23 protein-coding genes and 1 riboswitch are annotated in these 21,380 nt (G+C 39.1%); of the genes, 1 reads left to right on the top strand and 22 read right to left on the bottom strand.

The features are described 5' to 3' along the window. The first annotated feature begins 186 nt into the window (after positions 1-186). Complete coding sequence (locus H0Z31_02315) at positions 187-1,173, top strand: M23 family metallopeptidase (protein ID MBO8176268.1); 987 nt, start codon at positions 187-189, stop codon at positions 1,171-1,173. A 92-nt stretch (positions 1,174-1,265) separates the two neighbouring features. Here the strand turns inward: H0Z31_02315 and H0Z31_02310 are convergent, their stop codons facing one another. The 22 genes from H0Z31_02310 to H0Z31_02205 all read right to left on the bottom strand — a co-directional run bounded on the left by H0Z31_02310 (position 1,266) and on the right by H0Z31_02205 (position 21,350). After that, on the bottom strand, positions 1,266-1,367 hold the full coding sequence (locus H0Z31_02310) for a methionine/alanine import family NSS transporter small subunit (GenBank protein MBO8176267.1): 102 nt from the start codon (positions 1,365-1,367) through the stop codon (positions 1,266-1,268). Between the two features lie 2 nt (positions 1,368-1,369). Continuing rightward, positions 1,370-2,881, bottom strand: coding sequence for a sodium-dependent transporter (locus tag H0Z31_02305; GenBank protein ID MBO8176266.1), 1,512 nt, complete (start codon positions 2,879-2,881; stop codon positions 1,370-1,372). A 315-nt stretch (positions 2,882-3,196) separates the two neighbouring features. Next, positions 3,197-4,774, bottom strand: a complete 1,578-nt coding sequence (locus H0Z31_02300) for a Na+/H+ antiporter NhaC family protein (GenBank protein ID MBO8176265.1) — start codon at positions 4,772-4,774, stop codon at positions 3,197-3,199. Positions 4,775-5,148: 374 nt separating this feature from the next. Continuing rightward, complete coding sequence (gene yunB / locus H0Z31_02295; GenBank protein ID MBO8176264.1) at positions 5,149-5,916, bottom strand: sporulation protein YunB; 768 nt, start codon at positions 5,914-5,916, stop codon at positions 5,149-5,151. Positions 5,917-5,974: 58 nt separating this feature from the next. Further along, a complete protein-coding gene (locus H0Z31_02290; GenBank protein MBO8176263.1) occupies positions 5,975-7,057 on the bottom strand; it encodes an HD-GYP domain-containing protein in 1,083 nt (360 codons plus the stop codon). A 121-nt stretch (positions 7,058-7,178) separates the two neighbouring features. Next, entirely contained in the window at positions 7,179-7,481 is a 303-nt protein-coding gene (locus H0Z31_02285; protein MBO8176262.1) for a DUF1805 domain-containing protein, read from the bottom strand. A 59-nt stretch (positions 7,482-7,540) separates the two neighbouring features. After that, positions 7,541-8,899, bottom strand: a complete 1,359-nt coding sequence (locus H0Z31_02280; GenBank protein MBO8176261.1) for a bifunctional metallophosphatase/5'-nucleotidase — start codon at positions 8,897-8,899, stop codon at positions 7,541-7,543. A gap of 85 nt (positions 8,900-8,984) precedes the next feature. After that, entirely contained in the window at positions 8,985-9,809 is an 825-nt protein-coding gene (locus tag H0Z31_02275) for a sulfite exporter TauE/SafE family protein (GenBank protein MBO8176260.1), read from the bottom strand. A 19-nt stretch (positions 9,810-9,828) separates the two neighbouring features. Then, positions 9,829-10,677, bottom strand: coding sequence for a DUF72 domain-containing protein (locus H0Z31_02270; protein MBO8176259.1), 849 nt, complete (start codon positions 10,675-10,677; stop codon positions 9,829-9,831). 128 nt (positions 10,678-10,805) lie between these two features. Beyond that, positions 10,806-12,203, bottom strand: a complete 1,398-nt coding sequence (gene sufB / locus H0Z31_02265; GenBank protein ID MBO8176258.1) for a Fe-S cluster assembly protein SufB — start codon at positions 12,201-12,203, stop codon at positions 10,806-10,808. A gap of 50 nt (positions 12,204-12,253) precedes the next feature. After that, positions 12,254-12,688 carry an SUF system NifU family Fe-S cluster assembly protein gene (locus tag H0Z31_02260; GenBank protein MBO8176257.1) on the bottom strand — a complete coding sequence of 145 codons (435 nt, stop codon included), beginning with the start codon at positions 12,686-12,688 and terminating at the stop codon, positions 12,254-12,256. After that, complete coding sequence (locus tag H0Z31_02255) at positions 12,678-13,907, bottom strand: cysteine desulfurase (protein ID MBO8176256.1); 1,230 nt, start codon at positions 13,905-13,907, stop codon at positions 12,678-12,680. Before H0Z31_02255 ends, H0Z31_02260 begins: the two co-directional genes overlap by 11 nt. After that, positions 13,907-15,217 (bottom strand): Fe-S cluster assembly protein SufD, encoded by a 1,311-nt coding sequence (sufD, locus tag H0Z31_02250; protein ID MBO8176255.1) that lies wholly within the window; start codon positions 15,215-15,217, stop codon positions 13,907-13,909. Before sufD ends, H0Z31_02255 begins: the two co-directional genes overlap by 1 nt. A 17-nt stretch (positions 15,218-15,234) precedes the next feature. Then, positions 15,235-16,020, bottom strand: coding sequence for a Fe-S cluster assembly ATPase SufC (sufC, locus tag H0Z31_02245; protein ID MBO8176254.1), 786 nt, complete (start codon positions 16,018-16,020; stop codon positions 15,235-15,237). Positions 16,021-16,268: 248 nt separating this feature from the next. Next, on the bottom strand, positions 16,269-16,433 hold the full coding sequence (locus tag H0Z31_02240; protein MBO8176253.1) for a hypothetical protein: 165 nt from the start codon (positions 16,431-16,433) through the stop codon (positions 16,269-16,271). A 211-nt stretch (positions 16,434-16,644) separates the two neighbouring features. After that, positions 16,645-17,010 (bottom strand): carboxymuconolactone decarboxylase family protein, encoded by a 366-nt coding sequence (locus tag H0Z31_02235; GenBank protein ID MBO8176252.1) that lies wholly within the window; start codon positions 17,008-17,010, stop codon positions 16,645-16,647. A 141-nt stretch (positions 17,011-17,151) separates the two neighbouring features. Further along, entirely contained in the window at positions 17,152-17,991 is an 840-nt protein-coding gene (locus H0Z31_02230; protein MBO8176251.1) for a MetQ/NlpA family ABC transporter substrate-binding protein, read from the bottom strand. Positions 17,992-18,005: 14 nt separating this feature from the next. Beyond that, a complete protein-coding gene (locus H0Z31_02225) occupies positions 18,006-18,674 on the bottom strand; it encodes an ABC transporter permease (protein MBO8176250.1) in 669 nt (222 codons plus the stop codon). Beyond that, a complete protein-coding gene (locus H0Z31_02220) occupies positions 18,652-19,689 on the bottom strand; it encodes a methionine ABC transporter ATP-binding protein (protein ID MBO8176249.1) in 1,038 nt (345 codons plus the stop codon). The genes H0Z31_02225 and H0Z31_02220 overlap by 23 nt, the downstream gene beginning before the upstream one ends. A gap of 177 nt (positions 19,690-19,866) precedes the next feature. Continuing rightward, a riboswitch (SAM riboswitch) is annotated at positions 19,867-19,987 on the bottom strand. Between the two features lie 128 nt (positions 19,988-20,115). Continuing rightward, positions 20,116-20,457 carry an SCP2 sterol-binding domain-containing protein gene (locus H0Z31_02215; GenBank protein ID MBO8176248.1) on the bottom strand — a complete coding sequence of 114 codons (342 nt, stop codon included), beginning with the start codon at positions 20,455-20,457 and terminating at the stop codon, positions 20,116-20,118. A 200-nt stretch (positions 20,458-20,657) separates the two neighbouring features. Further along, positions 20,658-20,972, bottom strand: a complete 315-nt coding sequence (locus tag H0Z31_02210; GenBank protein ID MBO8176247.1) for a thioredoxin family protein — start codon at positions 20,970-20,972, stop codon at positions 20,658-20,660. 12 nt (positions 20,973-20,984) lie between these two features. Then, on the bottom strand, positions 20,985-21,350 hold the full coding sequence (locus tag H0Z31_02205; GenBank protein MBO8176246.1) for a hypothetical protein: 366 nt from the start codon (positions 21,348-21,350) through the stop codon (positions 20,985-20,987). Positions 21,351-21,380 lie beyond the last annotated feature (30 nt).

The following is a 21,380-nucleotide window of genomic DNA, read 5'->3' as shown; positions in this document are numbered from 1 at the left end:
CTTAAGCAAACAGAGTGAACCAATATCTCAAAACTTCTTCTGATGTCACTTTAACATACGAAAGAAGGGAACACAAGCATTGTGAAATGATGGTTACCATTAATTGATATTAATGTTTGAATCGTTCAATCACAAACTAATTATATCACGAGTAGACTCGACATTTTGAAAAAAAGGAGGACCAATATGGGAAGGCTCATCATTGTATTGCTTTTTTTGTCCCTTTTCACTCCCTTCAGTGTCCTAGCAAAGGAAGCACCTTCTGAAGAGGAAATGTATCGAAAACGGATGGAATTATATAAAAAAGTGGAAGCTGTCACTTTGATTCCATGGTATTATTTAGCAGCCATTGATCAATACGAACGAACGATTCGTACGGTTAGAAAAGATTTACCGAAACCAGAGGGGATTATTAGTATTTACTTTACAGAAGAACAATGGTCAGGTGGTTGGAATCCGAATCGAAATGACGTCAATCCTCGTTCTATTGCCTACTTTGATGGAATGGGTGTTGATGGGAATGGAGATGGTAAAGCCGAACGGACGAACGATGAAGACGTTTTATTTGCTATGGCCAAATATGTGAAGCAGTATGGCATGGATCATGACAACATTAAAATCGCTTTATGGAACTATTATAAACGGGATCGAGCCGTGAGTATTATTGTCGGGAAAGCGAAAATGTATCGTCACTTTGGCCGTTTAAATTTGGACCAAAAATCCTTCCCACTTCCTATTCGCTATAATTACAGTTATAAGAACACGTGGGGAGATGCTAGAGGTTGGGGAGGACGGCGAATTCATGAAGGTACAGATATTTTTGCCGACTATGGCGTTCCTGTTCTATCCACTTGTTACGGTATTGTCGAAATGAAAGGATGGAACAAGTATGGAGGATGGCGAATCGGCATTCGTGACATTAACAATACGTATCATTATTTTGCTCATCTCAATGGGTTTGTAAATGGCTTGCACGTCGGGCAAATGGTTGAGCCTGGTATGATGATTGGGGCTGTAGGAAGTAGCGGATATGGTCCCCCAGGTACATCTGGAAAATTCCCACCCCATTTACATTACGGGATGTACAAATATAATGGAAAAACCGAATGGTCGTTTGATCCATTTCCATACTTACGTCGCTGGGAACAAGAAGCGAAAAGAAATCGACGATAACCAAAAATGGGCTTACGCCTTCTGTATCAGCCCTCTCCCATATGCAAAAAAGTGACCGAAACAAACATCCATTTCGGTCACTTTTTGTATGATTAGTTTTTAGATTTACGAACAGCATTCGCAATCGAAAGTCCTAATCCACCCCAAATGATTAGCATACCAACAATCATCATCACTACTGCACTTGCATCCATGGTTATTGTACCTCCTTATGGGATGGAATTTCTAATTGACCTTGATTCCACTTTTTTGCATAAGCAAAGATAAATCCAAGGAAAATCACTAATGCGGCTACAAGCCAACCAGAGTAGAAGTTAAATACAGCCGGATAATCTCCATAGCTGTTCAAAATATCTTCGCGGAAGTTCATTACCATCATAATGCCTAGAACGACTGGAGTAATAATTGTTATTGAAAGTTTCCACCAAGCACCAAGGCGAATATCGGAAACAGCGTCCGCATGACCTTTTAAGTTATCAAGTTCACGTAAGAACCAAGCAACAAAAACAACTTCGACTAAACCAGCTAAAGCAATACCGTAATTGTTGATAAAGTGGTCTGCAGAGTCTAAGAAGTATAAGCCACCTTGAGTCGAGAATAATATAGAGATTAGTGCTGCAATTCCACCACCGACAGCAACAGAAGCCGTACGGGAAATGTTAAACTTTTCTTGTACACCAGCAACATATGTTTCAACAATCGAAATGAGAGAAGAAAGGCCTGCAAGTACTAAACATGTAAAGAATAAGAACCCAAATAACTCAGATGCAACTGGGAAGTTGTTAATAATTTCCGGAAATACCGCAAACGCAAGGATAACACCTTTAGAAACAACTTCTTGAACAGGGACACCTTGTTGTGCAGCCATAAATCCTAACGCACTGAAAACCCCGATACCTGCTAGCAACTCTACAGAAGAGTTTGCAAAACCAGTAATAAATGCGTTGTTCGTAATATCAGATTTCTTTGGTAAGTAACTTGAATACGTAATCATGATGGCAAAAGCTATAGATAAACTGAAGAAAATTTGTCCATACGCTGCTACCCATACTTTCCCACTTAAAATTACATCCCAGTTCGGTTTAAAGAATGTGTTTAACCCGTCTACTGCTCCTTCAAGCGTTAATGCACGAATAACGATAATTAAAAATAAGACCACTAACGCCGGAATCATTACTTTGTTTGCCAATTCAATACCTTTTTTAACTCCTTTGAACAGTACACCTAAAGTGATTGCCCAAACTAAAACCAGTGGAATAAAGACGCTAGGAACAACACTTCCTACCTCACCTGGATTTTCAGTTAATTTCAAATAGTCTCCGATTAAAAAGCTTAGTGGATCATTTCCCCATTGTAAGCTGAGCGCATAGTACGCATAAGCCATCGCCCAAGCGATAATTACAGCGTAGTAAGTTGAGATGACAAACGAGATACCGACTTGCCACCATCCAATCCATTCACCTTTTTTCGACATTCGTCCCAATGATAATGGAGCTGAACCTCGATACTTGTGCCCAAGTGTAAACTCTAAAACTAAGATGGGAATCCCTGCTGTTAACAACGCGAATAAATATGGTAGGAAGAAGGCTCCTCCACCGTTTTCGTAGGCGATGCCAGGAAAACGCCAAATGTTACCTAATCCGACTGCTGACCCGACCGCTGCTAAAATAAAACCGGCCCGAGTCCCCCATTGTTGTCGATTTTCCATTCTTTTACCCCCTTATTTCTAACTTCCAATGTGAAGTTAGATATTTTAAATTTTCTGATTATTTAATATTATCTAACATAAAGTATAAGCCTATCGACAATAGTTGTCAAAGTATTATTTTAAAAATAGTAAAAAAATTAATTATTTGACAGTTCATTACCTTCTCTCACTATTGTAAAAAAGTATCTCTATGTTGCCTAACTTCGTTTCATTTTTTATACATCTTGGAATTTCATAGATTTTTGTTTTAATATAAGATCTTTTACATATGTGCACAAAAAAACGAGCGGTCCATTGACCGCTCGTTTTTATCATCTAAGCTTCGACTGCTTCCGTTTGTTTTCCTGTATTTCTTTGCAGCCATACCGCTACAATAACAAACAGGATGGCTGCAGCGAATAATCCAATAATCGTACTACCGAAAAAGCCGATGACAATATAACTAATTGTAGAAATAACCGCTGCGATAAGCGTGTAAGGCAGTTGTGTCACGACATGGTCCATATGGTTGCTACCGGCTCCTGTAGACGAAAGAATCGTCGTATCTGAAATTGGCGAACAATGGTCACCAAATACCGCTCCTGCCAACACGGCAGCCATTGATGGTAAAAGAAGTGTCATATCAGTAACAGCCGCGATTTCTCCAGCAATCGGAAGCAATAAACCAAATGACCCCCAAGACGTACCTGTCGAAAATGCCATAATTCCAGCTACTAAAAATAAAATAGCCGGTAAAAACGCTGTATTTATGTTCGCTTTTTCCACAAGTCCCGCTAAATACGTACCTGTTTGCAATTGATCAATTAATGTAACTATCGTCCACGCTAAAATCAAAATATTGATCGCTGGTAACATGGAGCGAATTCCTGCCCAAACTCCATTCCCAAATACGGATGCAGGAATCCCTTTAAATACAACACTTTGACGAATAAATAAAAGAATTGTCACTAATAAGCCAAATAAACCACCGTATACAAGGGAAGTTGCTACGTCCGTGTTTTCAAAAATGGCAAGGATTGTAGCTTCACCTTCCACCGCTTTTGCTCCTGTCCAAATCATCGCCACGACCGTTCCAACTATTAAAGCTAGGATCGGTAGCAATAAATCACCAATCGTTCCTTTTTGACTAACTGGCAATTCTTCTTTAACTTCCCCTGGAATTTCTTTTTCTGGATCATACACTTCACCTGTTGCTATCGCCCGTTCTTCATGTTGCTTCATTGCACCAATGTTTACGTTGCGAATCGCGACAAAGAAGACGAAGGCCAAAGCTACCCATACATAAATATTTAATGGCACCATTTGCATAAATGCCGAAAAAGCCGTATATTCCGTAATGCTATGCTCAGCTAAAATCATCCCAATGATTCCAATAATATATGCGCCCCAGCTGGAGATTGGCGAAACGACACATACCGGTGCGGACGTAGAATCGATTAAATAAGCTAATTTTGCGCGTGATACTTTTTGTCGGTCTGTAATTGGGCGAGCCACTTGCCCCACTGCTAAGCTATTAAAATAATCATCGATAAAAATAATAATCCCTAAAAAGGCTGTAACTAATTGTGCACCTACACGAGATTTTACGCGCTTTAACGCCCATTCACCAAAAGCTCGACTTCCACCAGAAATATTAATAAATGCGGTAATGACACCCAAAATGAGTAAGAAAATTAAAATGTAAACATTCCACGTATTTATTTCCCCATCGGAAATAAAAATGCCCGAAAATGCCTCCCAAATATAAGTAAATGACGCACCTAGCTGGAATTGACCTAACAATAAACCTGCCAATACAATCCCAACACCTAAGGATAATATGACACGACGAGTAAGAATTGCCATCACAATGGCTACAACAGGTGGTAAAAGTGAGAAAATCGTATTTTCCATTAGTCCTCCTCCTTATTTTGATAGGGGGGAACTTTTTTCATGACAGAGGATAAACAAAAAAGGGTAATGATAGAGAACGTCTACCATTACCCTTGTAATGTCTTCCGTTTCTCCATCACGATCAGTAGCTCCCCATTATGAGGTATACCCCCTCATAATGACAGTGTTACTCTTATTCAGAGCAACCCCAGCAAAAATGACGTTGACGCATCATTTTTACTTCGGCAAAATTTCCTTTCAACTACGATCATCGTTGTCATCCTCACGTAGCCTACTCATAAATTTTGCAGCCTCTACCCCATCGGATTTCGATTAGGTTAGTTGCTTATTCACTTGTCTTCTATTACTATAACAATGTTTATTTCATTTATCAACTAGTTTTCAAATGGTACTTCAATGGAAGGGGAAGTATTACCGCCACCGTTGTAAAACTGTGGTACTTTTCCTTGAATTAGTCCCATAGCAACAGGAATATCCTGTTTGATTGTTGTCACTTTTGTTGCAAATGGAATGATAATTTGAATGTTTACCTCTATTTCAATAAAAACTTCGACCCAAACGTTATTAATTCCTAATGCTTCATAGTACGTTTTTACATTGGATTGTGCGTCACCAATTGCAAAGAAACGAACGGGAATTTGTGGACCTAAGTTCCCTAATAACGCATTGTTGGTCGCTTGCCCAAGCGGAACTTCGTACACAATCCCTTCCCGTTTTATGGTTTCTTCTTTGTTAATTTCTACATCTGATAAAAATTCCAGCGCTTCTAAATTTCCGCGCTCTGCTTCTTTAATGTTCATTTGAACAAGGCTCGTAATTTCTGACTGCACCCTACTTATAATTTCTGTATTAAATTTCGTTGTCGTCGTTCCATTTCCGTTCGGGTTCGGTACCGTTTCAATAATGTCATTAATATCAATGACATTCGCTATTTTTTTATTAATCGCTTTATTAATGACCATCGTGGCGATTTTACGGGTTTGCGTTTCGGCGTAGCTCGTTAGCGTTGGTTTAATCCCCTCATTGATAATCCATAGTCCAGCCGCAGTGGAAAAAATAAAGAAGACAAATGAAAGTAAAAAGACATAACGAAAGGGTAAGGGCCCTCTTCGTCGGGGTTTTTTGTAAAAATTAAAAGACAAAAAAATCCCCCCTTCACTACTAAATGTATGCGTGAAAAAGGGGAAATAAGCTATTTTTTTATGCTTCACATTTTACAATGGTAACGCCTAAATGTTCTTGTAAATTCATTTCATAAGGCTGTTGTAACGGTTGTCCATTTTGTTCCGTAATGCGGATATGGGGACGATCGGTTACACCTTTATTTTGCTTTGCGACAATTCCTTTCCGTCCATCGCTTAATTCAACAGTTACTCCAACCGGGTAGATCGATATCGATTTTCGGAAAGCCTCGACAATTGATGAATCAAACAAGGTTCCTGCACCAGAGTATAATAACTCTAAACCTTCATGTGGCAACATCGCCTTTCGATACACGCGATTGGAGGTAACGGCATCATATACATCTGCTACAGCAATAATTTTCGCAAATTCATGCATCTCGTCCCCTTTAATCCCGCGCGGATACCCCGAACCATTTAAACGTTCATGATGTTGATACGCACAATGAGCCGCTACTAGTGGAACGGTATGTAAACGTCGTAACAACTCAAATCCAAACTCGGTATGCTTTTTTACGACTTCGAACTCCTCATCGGTCAGCTTTCCTGGCTTGAGTAAAATCTCCCGAGGAACTTTCACTTTCCCGACATCGTGAAGTAAGGCTCCTAACCCTAATACTTCTAATTGCTTACGAGGCAATTGTAACCCGACACCTATGGCTAATGAATATAAGGTTACATTGTATGAATGCTGATAAATATAAGAATCATAGGAATAAACGTCAACTAAGACATTTAAAACATCTTGATTACCTTTAATCGCTTCTAAAATGGTCGAAACAATTCCTTTTAACTGTTTTGTATTTTTTTCAAGTACGGTCATGGTAGATAAGGAAGAGGAATTATTAATCATTCTAAGTGTATTTTCGATGGTTTTAACAGCACGGAGTCGTTCAGCTTCAGAAATAGAAGACGTCGCTTTAATTCCTTCAGATGCAGAATCGGCAATATATACGTATGTAATTTTATATTGATTTAATCGATCAATTAATCTTTCCGTTAATGACACACCTTCACGTAATAACGGTTGACCTTTTTCGTTAAAAATAGGATGTGCTAAGATCATACCTGGTTTGACTGATTTTGTAGCTATTAACCTCATTATATTCTCCTATTGATTGTTCCTATTTTTTACTCCTTCAGGTCCATCTTAAAATACAAGAAAACAAATGACAATCAAATGTTGCACTAAATAGAAGGGAAGGCAGTATCTTCCCTTCTCATTACACCAGCTTAAGCAAAGCGTCTTTCCCTTTCATTCCTGTATAAATGCCATATTCCTCCGCTTCTACCGTTACGGATTCTAACGGAGCTTCCAATAATTGCTCAATTGTTTTTACTCCAACCGCACGACCTGCAATAATTCTTCGATCTTTTAACCGTTCGTTGAGTAACGCCACATCTAAAGCGCCACACATAATATACCCTTTATCATTCGTTACCATCACTAAATTCGTTTTTGGTAACTGAACGTTTATCGCTAGAAACGTATGTCCGTCGATTACTATTGGTTCAAGGGACACCATCAATCCTCCGCTCCTTTCATACTACATGTGTATGAAAAGATGTGAAAAGGTGCTACAAGTTATTTTGACAACTTCCAAACGATAATGTCCCGTAAAAATTCTGGTAGAAAGTATGTTTTTTTCTGTGCTCGATGAATTTCTGGAAAAAATGGACCAAACGTAAACATATCAATTGTTGCTAGTTGGTATACTCGTCTGGCTTCAAGAGGTTTCCCTCGGATAGAAAAGGTTTGCCTATTTTCATCAAAGTCGATTCCACTGTACACAAACGCTCCCATCACTTGTCCACGAAAACCAAATCCCTTAATCGGTAAATGGGCTAATGATTGATCAAAACTTTGACGAAACACTTCTTTCAATTCAGCTCCGGTCAATTCTACAACACAAGGATTGATCGGATGGGGCAGTGCTTGATGGATATGAAACTTGGTTACTTTTCCTTTAGGGAGAGAATGTAAAACAAGTCCTGCATTAATAAAGGCACAGTCCCCTTGGCACCATTCTAAAATGGCATCACATAACAGTTGTGGAAAAGTAGAAGGTTGAAACCAATGGACAGCTAATTCCTCTTTTACATGTGCGATCGGTTGGTACAATAACGTTTTACCTTTTTCAAACAAACTGTCAATCTGCTCATCTTCGTATTCTCGAGGAGGTAATTGTTGAGTTTCGTACAATTGCGCTTTTTTCTCATGAATCACTTTATTTGTATCAATGGTTAATTGCACATGTCCAACATATTGACCGTGCTTTCCCCCAGCAGCTAGTAGCACATTGTTGATGACCTTTCCTTCGTGCAAAATATGATGGGTATGTCCACCTAAAATCACATCGATTCCTTCAATTTCCCGTGCCATTCGTTCATCATCGTAAATTCCGAGGTGGGATAGTAACACAATGATATCGGCATGTTCCCGAATTCGGGCAACTATGCGCTTTACTTCCTCAATTGGATCGGTCATTTTCCAACCAAGTAGCTCATAAAACCGTTTAAAATATGTTGTTACCCCAATTACTCCTAATGTAAGACCATGTTTCGTTTGATACAAACAATATGGTTTTGCCCATTCAGGTCGCTTATGATCCGGTTGGTAAACATTGGCGATAACTACATCGAACTGGGCGTTATCGTATAATGAATCTAGATCTTCATATCCAAAGGTAATGCCCTCATTATTCCCAATGGTCACGGCTGTGTAACCAACATCATTTAGGAGCTCAACATTTCCTTTTCCTAACGTTCCTTCCGTGTAAGGGTGCCAGCGGTCAACATGGTCACCAATATCAAAAACAAATACAGACTGTCCCATTTTTTGATGTAGCGCTTGTCGTTCTTTTAAAAACGGTGTAATCCGCACCCAATGCTCAAAATGACTATGTATATCGTTCGTATGATAAATATGGATGGTCTCCATCATCCCTAACACCTCAGCGCATTCATTTTTCACTTAACCTATCGCTTATTGTAATATATGATGAATACTTGTTTGCTGTCTTCTAAAGCTAACCGACAATTCCTTGATAGATGAGGCGCAGGCCGATAAGAATTAAAATAATCCGTAAAATACTTACCAGTGTATCTGATTTTAATTTCGTATTCATCCAAGCCCCAACTTTAGCGCCAATCCACGCTCCCGGAATAAGAAAAAGAGCATAAGTCCAGTTGACGTTTCCTAACCAAATATGCATCGTCGAACTAACTAATGCAGAAAGAAAAATCATAAACATCGAAGTTGCAATCGCCACATGTGGAGGAAACAGAAAAATAAGCATCATCGCTGGTACCATGAGAGAACCTCCACCAATTCCAAAAATACCAGAACAAAATCCCACAATAAACGAAATCAAGATTCCCATCAAAGGATGGTATCCATATTCGTATGTATGCCCTTCTCCATCCATAAATGTTCGCTTAATGGTTTGATTAAACAGACCTTGGACCGGTTTTAAACGATTTTTAAACATAAGTAAAAGAGCGACAAAAATCATAAAACTTCCGAAATACACATTGAACGTGCTCATCTTTAACGTTTGGTTCACCCAAGCACCCACGATCGCCCCTGGTCCGCTTCCTAGAAAGAAAATCCATCCACTCTTGTAATCAACTGTCTTATGCTTCATATAACTTAACGTAGAAGACAATCCTGTAAATATCATGATGAGTAAGGACGTCCCCACAGCTACCTGTGGAGAGATTGGTTTTAATAAAGGCGTATAGGAACCTAAATAAATTAAGGCTGGAACGATAATGATTCCCCCTCCAAGGCCGACTAGAGCCCCTAATGCTCCTGCTAGTAATCCACACACGATTAAAACAATAGCTTCCATTTGTTTAAAATCACTCTCCTCAAAATAACTCTAGTTGCCGTGGGGCTAAATCATCATATTCAATACCTAATAGTTCAATCATTTCCTTGGCATTGTCTGCAGCATCACCACCAGAATTATTGTTAAATAACATGTAAATAGTGGTAGTCCGTTTTTGAAGACTTCGTATATAATGTTTCCATTCCAGCAGCTCTTGGCGATTATAGCGGTATAAATAGCGCACATCCCGCCAGTTTTTCCCTTCCTTTGGTTTTCGCCATCCATTAACATTTCTACCATGCATGCGTATTAACGTTTTTTCTGAATCCGTTGGTTCTAAAACAGTTGGTACTGACCCTTCCCCTACTTGTGGTTCATCACAGATACTATGGATCCACTTTTCTTTTTTCATAAAAGCCAGTGTTTTTTCTCGATATTTTTCAGAAAACCACGTTCGATTCCGAAATTCTAGTGCGACTGGGAGGTCCCCCATTGCTTCTCGACAATAACGTAAGTAATCGACATTTTCTTTCGTGCATTGAAACCATGGCGGAAACTGAAATAGCACCATCGCTAATTTGCTGGATTTTGAAAACGGACGGAGTGATTGGCAAAAGGACTCGAACATTTCTTTTTTAGAAGAAAACGGGATGTCTCCACGTAAATGCCCCGTCATTCCTTGATAGGCTTTTACGATAAATTGGAAACTTGCTGGAGTTTCCTCAATCCATTTTTCGTAATTACGTTCTGGTTGGATGGCATAAAAAGAGCTATCCACCTCTACCGTTGGAAAATAGGAAGCATATACTTGTAATTTATCCCGGTTGGATACGTTCCCTTCATACAATGAATCATGATCGCCCCATCCCGTTAATCCGATATAAATCACCGTCTCACCACCTTGTTAACCTCATTCTATCATATTCCATAGTTCAGCATAGGTAGGTGCATCAACTTTTACAAAAGTGAAAAAATGACAGAAAAAATCCTCGCCCCCAAGTGGAGCGAGGTGTGTCATTAACCGATAGAACCTTCCATTTCGAATTTGATTAGACGGTTCATTTCTACCGCGTATTCCATTGGAAGCTCTTTTGTAAATGGCTCGATAAAGCCCATCACAATCATTTCAGTAGCTTCTTCTTCGGATATACCGCGGCTCATGAGATAGAATAATTGTTCTTCCGATACTTTTGATACTTTCGCTTCGTGCTCAAGCGAAATATTGTCATTTAAAATTTCGTTATATGGAATGGTATCGGATGTTGATTTGTTATCTAAAATAAGCGTGTCACACTCAATGTTTGAGCGAGCACCGTCTGCTTTACGACCAAAGTGAACAATACCACGGTACGTTACTTTACCACCTTGTTTAGAGATAGACTTAGAAACGATGGTAGAAGACGTATTTGGTGCTAAGTGAATCATTTTAGCTCCGGCATCTTGGTGTTGCCCTTTACCAGCAAGAGCAATGGATAAAGTCATACCACGCGCACCTTCACCTTTTAAGATGACAGCCGGATATTTCATTGTCAGTTTAGAACCGATATTTCCGTCAATCCATTCCATCGTTGCGTTTTCTTCACAAACGGCACGTTTAGTAACAAGGTTATATACGTTATTTGCCCAGTTTTGGATGGTTGTATAACGGCAGTATGCACCTTTCTTCACGATAATTTCAACGACCGCACTGTGCAGTGAGTTCGTTGTATAAACTGGTGCTGTACATCCTTCTACGTAATGAACGTGCGCTCCCTCGTCAACGATAATTAACGTACGCTCGAACTGACCCATATTTTCAGAGTTGATACGGAAATATGCTTGTAGCGGCGTATCCACTTTTACTCCAGGTGGAACGTAAATAAAAGAACCACCAGACCAAACCGCAGAATTTAATGCTGCGAATTTATTATCTGTTGGAGGGACTACTTTTGCCCAGTGCTGACGGAAAAGATCTTCGTTTTCTTTTAGCGCTGAATCCGTATCTTTAAAGATGATACCTAATTTCTCTAAATCCTCTTTCATGTTGTGGTACACAACTTCAGATTCGTATTGCGCAGATACCCCTGCCAAGTATTTTTGTTCCGCTTCAGGGATCCCTAATTTATCGAATGTACGCTTAATTTCTTCTGGTACTTCATCCCAAGAACGTCCAGAACGCTCAGATGGCTTAACATAGTACGTAATTTCATCAAAATCAAGAGCGGATAAGTCGCCGCCCCATTGTGGCATTGGCATATTGTAGAAGTGTTCTAGTGACTTTAAGCGGAAGTCGAGCATCCACTGTGGCTCATCTTTCATTCGGGAAATTTCTTCGACGATTTCACGAGTTAAACCGCGTTTGGAACGGAAAACGGACACGTCTTTATCTCTGAAACCGTACTTATAATCCCCGATTTCCGGCATTTTCTTTGCCATTTTTATTCCTCCAATCTTGTTGTGTGTTAAACGAAAAACCAGCTGACTCGTTATTGTTCGTTACGTAACCCTTTCTCCATTGCTTTCCAAGCAAGAGTGGCGCATTTAATACGAGCCGGGAACTTCGAAACTCCTTGCAACGCTTCAATATCGCCTAAGTCAATGTCATCATCATAGTCCTTTCCTTGCATCATATCAGAGAAGATGCTAGAAAGACGTAAGGCCGTATCAAAGTCTTTTCCTTTAATGGCTTGCGTCATCATAGATGCAGATGCCATGGATATGGAGCATCCTTCTCCCTCAAATTTCGCATCTACGACTTTTCCATTTTCAACCTTCATTGTTAAATGGATACGATCCCCACACGTAGGGTTGTTCATATCCACAGTAACGCTACCTTCTTCTAATTTGCCTTTATTTCGAGGATTTTTATAGTGATCCATAATGACTTGACGATAAAGTGTGTCTAGATTGTTAAAAGACATCGCTAAAATACTCCTTTGTTTTGATAAGTGCTTCCACTAGTTTATCGATATCTTCTTCTGTATTATACAAGTAAAAACTTGCCCGTGCAGTAGCAGAAACGTTCAGCCATTTCATTAACGGCTGTGCGCAATGATGGCCTGCTCGAACGGCAATTCCTTCGGTATCGAGGACTGTCGCTACATCGTGAGGGTGCACATCTGCAATGTTAAATGTTACTAATCCTGCACGTTTATCCGCTTCTTTAGGACCATAAATAGTAATCCCATCAATCGTCGACATTTTTTCTAACGCGTAGGCCGCTAAGCGATGCTCATGTTCTTTAATCGCTTCTAGACCGATTTCTTCTAAAAAGTCGATGGCTGCTCCTAAGCCAATCGCACCAGCAATGATTGGTGTTCCCCCTTCAAACTTCCAAGGGAGCTCTTTCCACGTTGATTCGTACAATCCAACAAAATCAATCATTTCTCCGCCAAATTCAACCGGTTCCATTTGTTCAAGCAAATGCTTTTTACCATATAATATGCCAATTCCAGTCGGTGCACACATTTTATGTCCAGAAAATGTGTAAAAATCGCAATCCAAATCTTGAACGTCTACTTTCATATGAGGTGTACTTTGTGCACCATCGACAACCATGATGGCCCCGTTTTCATGGGCAATTTTAGTCACTTCTTTAATCGGATTGATCGTGCCAAGAACGTTGGACACATGCATCATGGAAACGATTTTCGTCTTCGGCGTAACCGTATTTCTGACGTCATCAAGCGATATCGTTCCATCTTCTTGTAAAGGAATATATTTTAAGGTTGCGCCTGTTTGTTTCGCTAGTTGTTGCCATGGGATGATATTGCTATGGTGCTCCATATAAGTGATAACAATTTCATCCCCTTCATGAACATTCGCCCGTCCATAGCTAACGGCAACCGTATTAATGGAAGTGGTTGTTCCCCTAGTAAAAATAATTTCTTCCGTTGAAGAAGCATTAATGAATTTCCGAACTTTTTCCCGAGCTCCTTCATATCCGTCTGTCGCCTTTGTTCCGAGGGTATGAACCCCCCGATGAACGTTGGAATTGTATTGGCGATAATATTCATCCAATGCTTCAATAACAGGCAGCGGCTTTTGGGAAGTCGCTGCACTATCTAAATACACTAGGGGATGTCCGTTGACTTCTTGATTCAAAATAGGGAACATTTCACGAATTGCTTTTACATCCATTATCGAACTTTCCTTTCGATAACTTCAATTAATTGCTTTTTCACACCTTCAATTGGTAATTCATTCACGACCGGTGCTAAGAAGCCGTGAATAATCAGTCGTTCTGCTTCCACACGTGGAATTCCGCGGCTCATTAAATAATAAAGTTGAATTGGATCCACACGACCAACGGATGCTGCGTGTCCTGCTGTTACATCATCTTCATCTATTAAAAGAATTGGGTTCGCATCTCCACGTGCTTTGTCACTTAACATAAGGACGCGAGATTCTTGTTCAGCGTTTGATTTAGATGCACCATGCTCAATTTTTCCGATTCCATTAAAGATGGATGTTGCTTCGTCTTTCATGACGCCGTGTTTTAAAATGTAACCTTCCGTATGTTTTCCAAAATGAACAACTTTTGTTGTAAAGTTTTGAGTTTGTTTACCACGTCCTACGACAACCGTTTTTGTATCTCCATAAGAGCCATCGCCCATTAAGTTTGTTACGTTTTCAGAAATGGTATTACCGTCGTTCATTAAACCTAATGCCCATTCGATTCTCGCGTCACGGCCAGCAATACCACGACGGTTCACATAAGTGGTGGTACCTGCTGCTAAATTATCTACGGCACCATACGCTACGCGCGCGTTTGTATTCGCTACAACTTCTGTCACGATGTTAACAATTTTGTTTTCCGCAGAAGTAGTAGAAATATAGTTTTCAACATAAGTAATCGAACTATGATCATCAGCGACAACTAACACGTGGTTAAATAAAGAACTTTTTGCGTCATCTACTACATATACCGCTTGAATTGGCTCTTCAATGACTACGTTTTTTGGTACGTATAAGAATACGCCACCGTTCATTAGCGCCGCATGAAGAGCAGTTAATTTATGCTCATCGACCTTTACCGCATCTTTCATGAAATATTTTTGCAACAGGTCGCTATGCTCTTTTGCCGCTGTAAAAATATCTGTAAAAATGACACCCTTTTCTTTTAAATCATCTGATAACACAACAAATGATGGCGTGTTATTGCGTTGTACGTATAAGTTTTTCTTTTCATTATCTACATCAATAAGAGCTTGAACTTCCTTTGGTAATTCCTCTACACATTTAAATGGTTCAGATGAAACAGTATGGGACTCAAATTGTGTAAAATTCCATTTATCTATTTTCGTTTTATCTGGTTTCGGAAGCGGTAATTCACTTGCTTTTTCAAGTGCTTGAATGCGAAGTTCAGCTAACCAACCTGGTTCTCCATTTTCATTGGAGAAGGTACGAACGTACTCCTGATCTACTGGTAGTTTTATTTCTACTGTCATTTTAATCCTCCTAACGCTTACGCTTCTTGACCAACAATTTCGTCTTCAATACCAAGTTCTTTCTTAATCCAGTCGTACCCTTCAGCCTCAAGACGTTGTGCAAGTTCTGGTCCACCAGATTTCACAATTCGTCCTTGCATCATCACATGTACATAGTCAGGAGTGATATAGTTGAGTAAACGTTGATAGTGCGTAATAATTAAGCAACCGAAATCTTTGCTACGCATCGCGTTAATACCTTTAGATACAACTTTTAACGCGTCAATATCAAGACCAGAGTCAATTTCGTCAAGAATTGCGATTTTCGGCTCTAACATCATTAATTGAAGAATTTCGTTACGTTTTTTCTCACCACCAGAGAAACCTTCGTTTAAATAACGTTGTGCCATATCTGGATCCATTTCAAGGAATTCCATTTTTTCGTCCATTTTACGAATAAATTTCATTAAGGAAATTTCATCGCCTTCTTCACGACGGCTATTGATGGCAGAACGTAGGAAGTCTGCATTTGTTACCCCGCTAATCTCACTTGGGTATTGCATTGCTAAAAATAGTCCAGCACGTGCACGTTCATCTACTTCCATTTCAAGCAAGTTTTTTCCATCAAGCGTAACGCTTCCTTTTGTTACTTCGTACTTCGGATGACCCATGATCGCAGAAGAAAGCGTAGATTTACCTGTACCGTTAGGACCCATGATGGCATGAATTTCGCCACCTTTTATTTCTAAGTTAACCCCTTTTAAAATTTCTTTTCCTTCAACCGACACATGAAGATCTTTAATAGTTAATGTTGAACCAGCCATGATTATACCTCCGTCTTCAGCTTAATTATTGAAAGAATATTTTTTATTCTTATTCTCATTTTATTCTCATTACAATCTTATAACAAATGAAAACTATAAGCAACTTGTAAAGGTGAGAAACTAAAGATTCCATGATTTCCCCATCTATCTTGTACTTCCTTATCGTTTCCTTATTTTTCTGGAAACATGTATATTTTGATAAATGAGAAAACCAGTGGTTGTAAACACACTGGTTTCCGTTTTTCTACCTATAAATATGTTGTATAGATCAACCGTCTACCTAAATCAGCAATCATTCGTTGACTATTCACGTAATCGGCTTCCCTACGTCGTTCTATCATCATCCGAACATCATGCTTTCGACGATATACCTCATAACCAATCCCATGGGCTTGATAAAGCGATTTTTCCATATCAGACGTATAGTCCAATTTTAAAAGTTGAATAGGGAATCAATCCTTTCATTATTTATCATACAAGTAATATTTTACCAGTAAAGAAATAAACCGACAAACGGAGTAAAGTCACTTCTGATGTATGTAGAAAGGATTGAATCGCGTCAATTTAATTTAGGTGGATAATTCTCAATTTTTTAGCATATCTCTCATAGATGCTCCTTTATTCTTATTGCTTTAATTGATTTAGTTCTTCCATGGCCTCTTGGACAAGAGTAACTGCTTGACTCATCGCAGCACCTCCACCAAATGCGGCAGTGACACCGATTGTTTCTAAAATTTCTTCTTCTGAACACCCCTGATCTAAACAACCTTTCAAATGATAAATAATGCAATATTCATCTTGTAAATTAAGACTAATCCCAAGAGCAATTAACTGCTTTTCCTTTTGAGAAAGTGCCCCTTCTTTAAAACATTCCTGAGTAAAGGCATGATAATGATTAGCAAGCTCCGGCATTTTTTGCGTAAATGTCCCTAATCCTGCTTTGTAATGATGAAGAGCTGCTTCGGTCGAATTTCGTGGTTCATATTGCATATTCCTTCCACTCCTATCTTTCACTTCATTTCACCCGTAGTATGAGTTAAAAAGTTGGAAACTATGCTAAAAAGTGCGAGACAAAAAAATCCGAGGCGTACACCTCGGATTTAGGTTTATATAAAAAGGGGGAACACGCTATTATTCACCTGACACTGGAACGACTGCTCCATTCCATTCTTCTAAAATAAAGTCTTGAATTTCTTTAGAACGTAACACTTCCACTAATGTTTGTATTTCCTCACGATTTTCATCTCCACTGCGAACAGCAATGATGTTCGCATATGGTGAATCACTGCTTTCAATCGCAATGGAGTCTTCTAGTGGATTTAAACCTGCGTCGATTGCATAGTTAGAGTTAATGACAACAACATCACCTTCACCATTGTTATACACTTGCGGTAAGAACGAAGCTTCATAATCGTATTCAAACTGTAAGTTCTTTGGATTTTCGGCAATATCATCCGTCGTAGCTTTCAGTTTGTCTACCCCTTCTTTTAATTTGATAAGCCCTTCTTTTTCAAGTACTGATAAAATGCGGCCGTGGTCGGCAACAGAGTTACTCATAATGATTGTTGCTCCATCTGGAAGCTCGTCTAAGCTTTTGTATTTTTGGGAGTATAAACCAATTGGTTCAATATGAATTCCGCCTGCGTTCACGAAATCATATCCATGATCAGCAATTTGAGACTCTAAGTAAGGTACGTGTTGGAAGTAGTTTGCATCCAATGATTTTTCATCAAGTGCTTTATTCGGCATGATATAATCTTGATACGTAACAATTTCTAATTCGATTCCTTTTTCTTCTAAAATCGGTTTTGCTTTTTCTAAAATCACAGCGTGTGGGATGTTAGAGGCACCAACCACTAATTTTTTTGTATCGTTTGTTTCGTTAGTAGCAGCACTTTCTTCAGATGAACCACATGCTGCTAACACCCCAATAATTAGAATCGTACTTAACCAAAATAGAAATTTTTTCATCTTTCTCATCTCCCTTATCTTTTATCAATTTTTGTTGTTAGGTGATCTCCAATAAATTGGAGGACAAATACGATCAGTAAAATAATAATCGTAGCAACTAAAGTCACATCATCACGGCTTCGTTGAAACCCATCTAAATAAGCTAAGTTTCCTAGACCCCCTGCTCCAATGACGCCAGCCATTGCTGTAAAACCAACAAGAGCAATCGCGGTTACAGTAATACCAGAAACAATCGCTGGCGCTGATTCAGGTATTAACACTTTAAAGATAATGGTTGTATTGGACGCTCCCATCGCTTTGGCCGCTTCGATGACCCCTTTGTCAATTTCCCGAAGGCCAATTTCCACCATTCGCGCGTAAAAGGGTGCGGCACCAATAATTAACGCAGGAAGCGCTGCTTTTTCACCAATAATGGTACCCATTAACCACTTGGTAAAAGGAACCAAAAGTACAATTAAAATAATGAATGGGATGGAACGGAAAATATTTACAAACGCACTTACAAGCCAATGAACGACTTTGTTTTCCCACATATTCCCTTTCGATGTTAGGAACAATAATAGACCAAGCACAATTCCTAACATAAACGTAATGAGAACAGAAATCGATGTCATATAGATGGTTTCGTACGTTGCTTCCCACATTTTTTCCCAATTCACATTAGGAAGCCATTTCTCTACCATTCGCTAGCACCTCCACAATCACCCCTTCTTTTTTGACAAACGCCAGAGCGAAATCAATGTCTTCTTTTTCACCATACATCGACACAATGAGCCAGCCGTGTGACCCCTCTTGCGTACGAGACACGTTTCCTTGGACGATGTTCACATCGATTGCAAATTGCCTCACCAGTTGGGAAATAATCGGTTGTTGTACCGAATCGCCAAACTTGAACTTGACTAATACTTCTTTGTCACGTAATGGTAAGAACAAGTCGAGATGTTTGTCTGACCCAAACACAGCTTCTTCTTGCTGGATAAAACGTTTTGTGACTTCTGCTTTCGGGTGTTTAAACACCTCTTGAACAGAGCCGACTTCAACGACCGAACCGTATTCCATGACAGCTACGCGATGACAAATTTTTCGGATGACATGCATCTCATGGGTAATTAACACAATCGTAATTCCAAATTTTTGATTAATGGATTTCAACAATTCTAAAATTGAATCTGTTGTTTTTGGATCTAAGGCAGACGTCGCTTCATCACATAAAAGAACTTTTGGATTATTGGCTAATGCTCTGGCGATACCAACTCGCTGCTTTTGACCACCGCTTAATTGAGAAGGGTACGCCTCTTCTTTTCCTTCCAAACCGACTAATTGAATTAGTTCTTGAACGCGCTTTTCACGTTTTTGCTTCGGAATTTTTGCAATTTCTAAAGGGAAGGCGATGTTTTCTTTTACCGTTCGTGACCACAGTAAATTAAAATGCTGAAATACCATACCAATCTGTTGCCTTGTCTTTCGTAGAATTGCTCCTTTTATTTTGGAGATTTCTTGTCCATCTACAATCACTTTTCCTGAGGACGGAACTTCTAATCCATTAAGTAGACGAATCAATGTACTTTTACCGGCTCCGCTGTACCCGATAATGCCGAATATTTCTCCTTCTTGAATAGTTAAACTCACATCTTTCAGTGCTGTTACATCACCCGTCTTAGCAGGAAAGGTTTTCGTGACGTTGTCTATCGTAATCATCGAAGGTCACCCTCTTTAAAATTCTATTATTCTTATCAATTTAATCAGAATTAAAATGAAAACGTAAGCGGGACAATCTTTGTCTCCGCTCCCAACATACCAATAGAAACAAAAAAGTCTTCCTGCTAGATGAGCAGAAAGACTTAAACTAGTACATAGGTGCTAGCTCAATTCTTTCTCTCATCTCTCAAAGCAAACAAGTTGCCTTGTGTGAATTGGCACCATTTCAATCGAGTGAATATCGATTGACGGTTGCCGGGTTTCATCGGGCACATCCCTCCACCTCTCTTGATAAGAGCGAAGAATCGCATTCCTTTATTCAATTAAAACGTCTACGCGTTATATCATCTAATGATTACGAATTCGATTTTACAATTCGTAACAGCTGATGTCAACAAAAAATTTTTTATTTTATTAATTTTAGTGCTAAATTTGTTGTGTATTCACTTCGAAAAGCCATGCAAATGATTCAAAAAACAGTAGCGCACGGTACGACCCTTTTACTTGAATCTCCCTTTTTTTCATTAGTTGTTGAAGCATTTCTTCACCCCGTACAAGTTTCAACAGAGCAGACGTTGTCCCTTCAATAAGGAGATCGCAATGATCACCTTCGTCCTTTATCCAACGAATGTTACCATGTTGAAACATAAGGTTCCATCTTTTTTCTTTTTCACTTAAACAAATACGCCATTTTTTATTCTCTAATAGCTTGCGGATATGTTCATATGTCAGTGCTTGTTCAATCATGTACTGAATCCATTGTTCCACACCCTCATCCCCTGTCCGTTTTCTTAACAGATAACTTCCATAAGAAGAAAATATATCCTGCAAAAAAGTTCCGTCATTTTCTCTTATAATCCGATTGTTTCAGCGACGTTTATCTCCATTTCCTGAGAAATATGTCGGAACATGCTCCCTAAAATCGCTCCAAAAAAAAAAAAGCAACTTCTCCTAGTAGAGAAATTGCTTTACATCATTGCTTGTTTTTGAAAAACATCATACAAATATGCAACCGAGTGAAAAGCATAAATTTTTTCAAGAACGGTTTCTCCGTTCATGATGAGTAAACAAGGAACACTTTCGATTGAATATGCTTCCGCAAAATCTGGTGCGTAATTTAAATCCAGTTTATAAAATGAAACGTTAGATACTACATGTTCTACCACATCTAACATTTTGCTTGCTAGTTGACATGTCCCACAAAGAGGCGTATATAAATAAAGAGCTTTTTTGTTCGGGTCTTTCAAACATGAAGGTAATTCTTCGCGATTGATTTCTTTCATGTCGTAACTTTCTCATCCTTCACTTTTATATTGTTCTAAATAAATCATATTAACATCTATATTGGCGCTTAGTAAAACAGTTGCTAAATGACGTGAAGGTGCAGCGGCAACTTCACGGTACATACGGTCGATATAAATATGTTCAGCTTCTGGAAATTCTCGCTTAAATAATTTACGGAGCTTTTCTCCTGCATCGTCTGCATCGACGAGAATAAAAACTTCTTTATCATACAACTGATCGACTAATTCATCCATTTTACTAATACTTATCGTACCATTTGTACATATAATTTCAACCGGCTCATTAATGATTGCTTCAATTTTTCGTTTATCTGACGTCCCTTCGACAATAATTACTTTTTTGTTTACATCATCCATCCACCATCACACCTTATAACAATAAATTAC

The sequence above is a fragment of the Bacillus sp. (in: firmicutes) genome (genome assembly GCA_017656295.1).
Classification (GTDB): Bacteria; Bacillota; Bacilli; order Bacillales; family JACDOC01; genus JACDOC01.
The sequence above is the reverse complement of the archived record's forward strand: the minus strand, read 5'-3'. Positions and strand labels throughout refer to the sequence as shown.

Bases quoted from the DNA above. Each gene is read 5' to 3' on its own strand.
- H0Z31_02285 (MBO8176262.1), bottom strand. From the start codon at position 7,481: ATGGTGTCCCTTGAACCAATAGTAATCGACGGACATACGTTTCTAGCG.
- H0Z31_02240 (MBO8176253.1), bottom strand. From the start codon at position 16,433: ATGGAAAAATCGCTTTATCAAGCCCATGGGATTGGTTATGAGGTATAT.
- H0Z31_02210 (MBO8176247.1), bottom strand. From the start codon at position 20,972: ATGAAAGAAATCAATCGCGAAGAATTACCTTCATGTTTGAAAGACCCG.
- H0Z31_02225 (MBO8176250.1), bottom strand. From the start codon at position 18,674: ATGGTAGAGAAATGGCTTCCTAATGTGAATTGGGAAAAAATGTGGGAA.
- sufB (MBO8176258.1), bottom strand. From the start codon at position 12,203: ATGGCAAAGAAAATGCCGGAAATCGGGGATTATAAGTACGGTTTCAGA.
- H0Z31_02260 (MBO8176257.1), bottom strand. From the start codon at position 12,688: ATGTCTTTTAACAATCTAGACACACTTTATCGTCAAGTCATTATGGAT.
- H0Z31_02305 (MBO8176266.1), bottom strand. From the start codon at position 2,881: ATGGAAAATCGACAACAATGGGGGACTCGGGCCGGTTTTATTTTAGCA.
- H0Z31_02290 (MBO8176263.1), bottom strand. From the start codon at position 7,057: ATGAGGTTAATAGCTACAAAATCAGTCAAACCAGGTATGATCTTAGCA.
- H0Z31_02220 (MBO8176249.1), bottom strand. From the start codon at position 19,689: ATGATTACGATAGACAACGTCACGAAAACCTTTCCTGCTAAGACGGGT.
- H0Z31_02230 (MBO8176251.1), bottom strand. From the start codon at position 17,991: ATGAAAAAATTTCTATTTTGGTTAAGTACGATTCTAATTATTGGGGTG.
- H0Z31_02255 (MBO8176256.1), bottom strand. From the start codon at position 13,907: ATGGATGTAAAAGCAATTCGTGAAATGTTCCCTATTTTGAATCAAGAA.
- H0Z31_02205 (MBO8176246.1), bottom strand. From the start codon at position 21,350: ATGGATGATGTAAACAAAAAAGTAATTATTGTCGAAGGGACGTCAGAT.
- H0Z31_02280 (MBO8176261.1), bottom strand. From the start codon at position 8,899: ATGATGGAGACCATCCATATTTATCATACGAACGATATACATAGTCAT.
- sufC (MBO8176254.1), bottom strand. From the start codon at position 16,020: ATGGCTGGTTCAACATTAACTATTAAAGATCTTCATGTGTCGGTTGAA.
- H0Z31_02315 (MBO8176268.1), top strand. From the start codon at position 187: ATGGGAAGGCTCATCATTGTATTGCTTTTTTTGTCCCTTTTCACTCCC.
- sufD (MBO8176255.1), bottom strand. From the start codon at position 15,217: ATGACAGTAGAAATAAAACTACCAGTAGATCAGGAGTACGTTCGTACC.
- H0Z31_02300 (MBO8176265.1), bottom strand. From the start codon at position 4,774: ATGGAAAATACGATTTTCTCACTTTTACCACCTGTTGTAGCCATTGTG.
- H0Z31_02275 (MBO8176260.1), bottom strand. From the start codon at position 9,809: ATGGAAGCTATTGTTTTAATCGTGTGTGGATTACTAGCAGGAGCATTA.
- H0Z31_02235 (MBO8176252.1), bottom strand. From the start codon at position 17,010: ATGCAATATGAACCACGAAATTCGACCGAAGCAGCTCTTCATCATTAC.
- H0Z31_02310 (MBO8176267.1), bottom strand. From the start codon at position 1,367: ATGGATGCAAGTGCAGTAGTGATGATGATTGTTGGTATGCTAATCATT.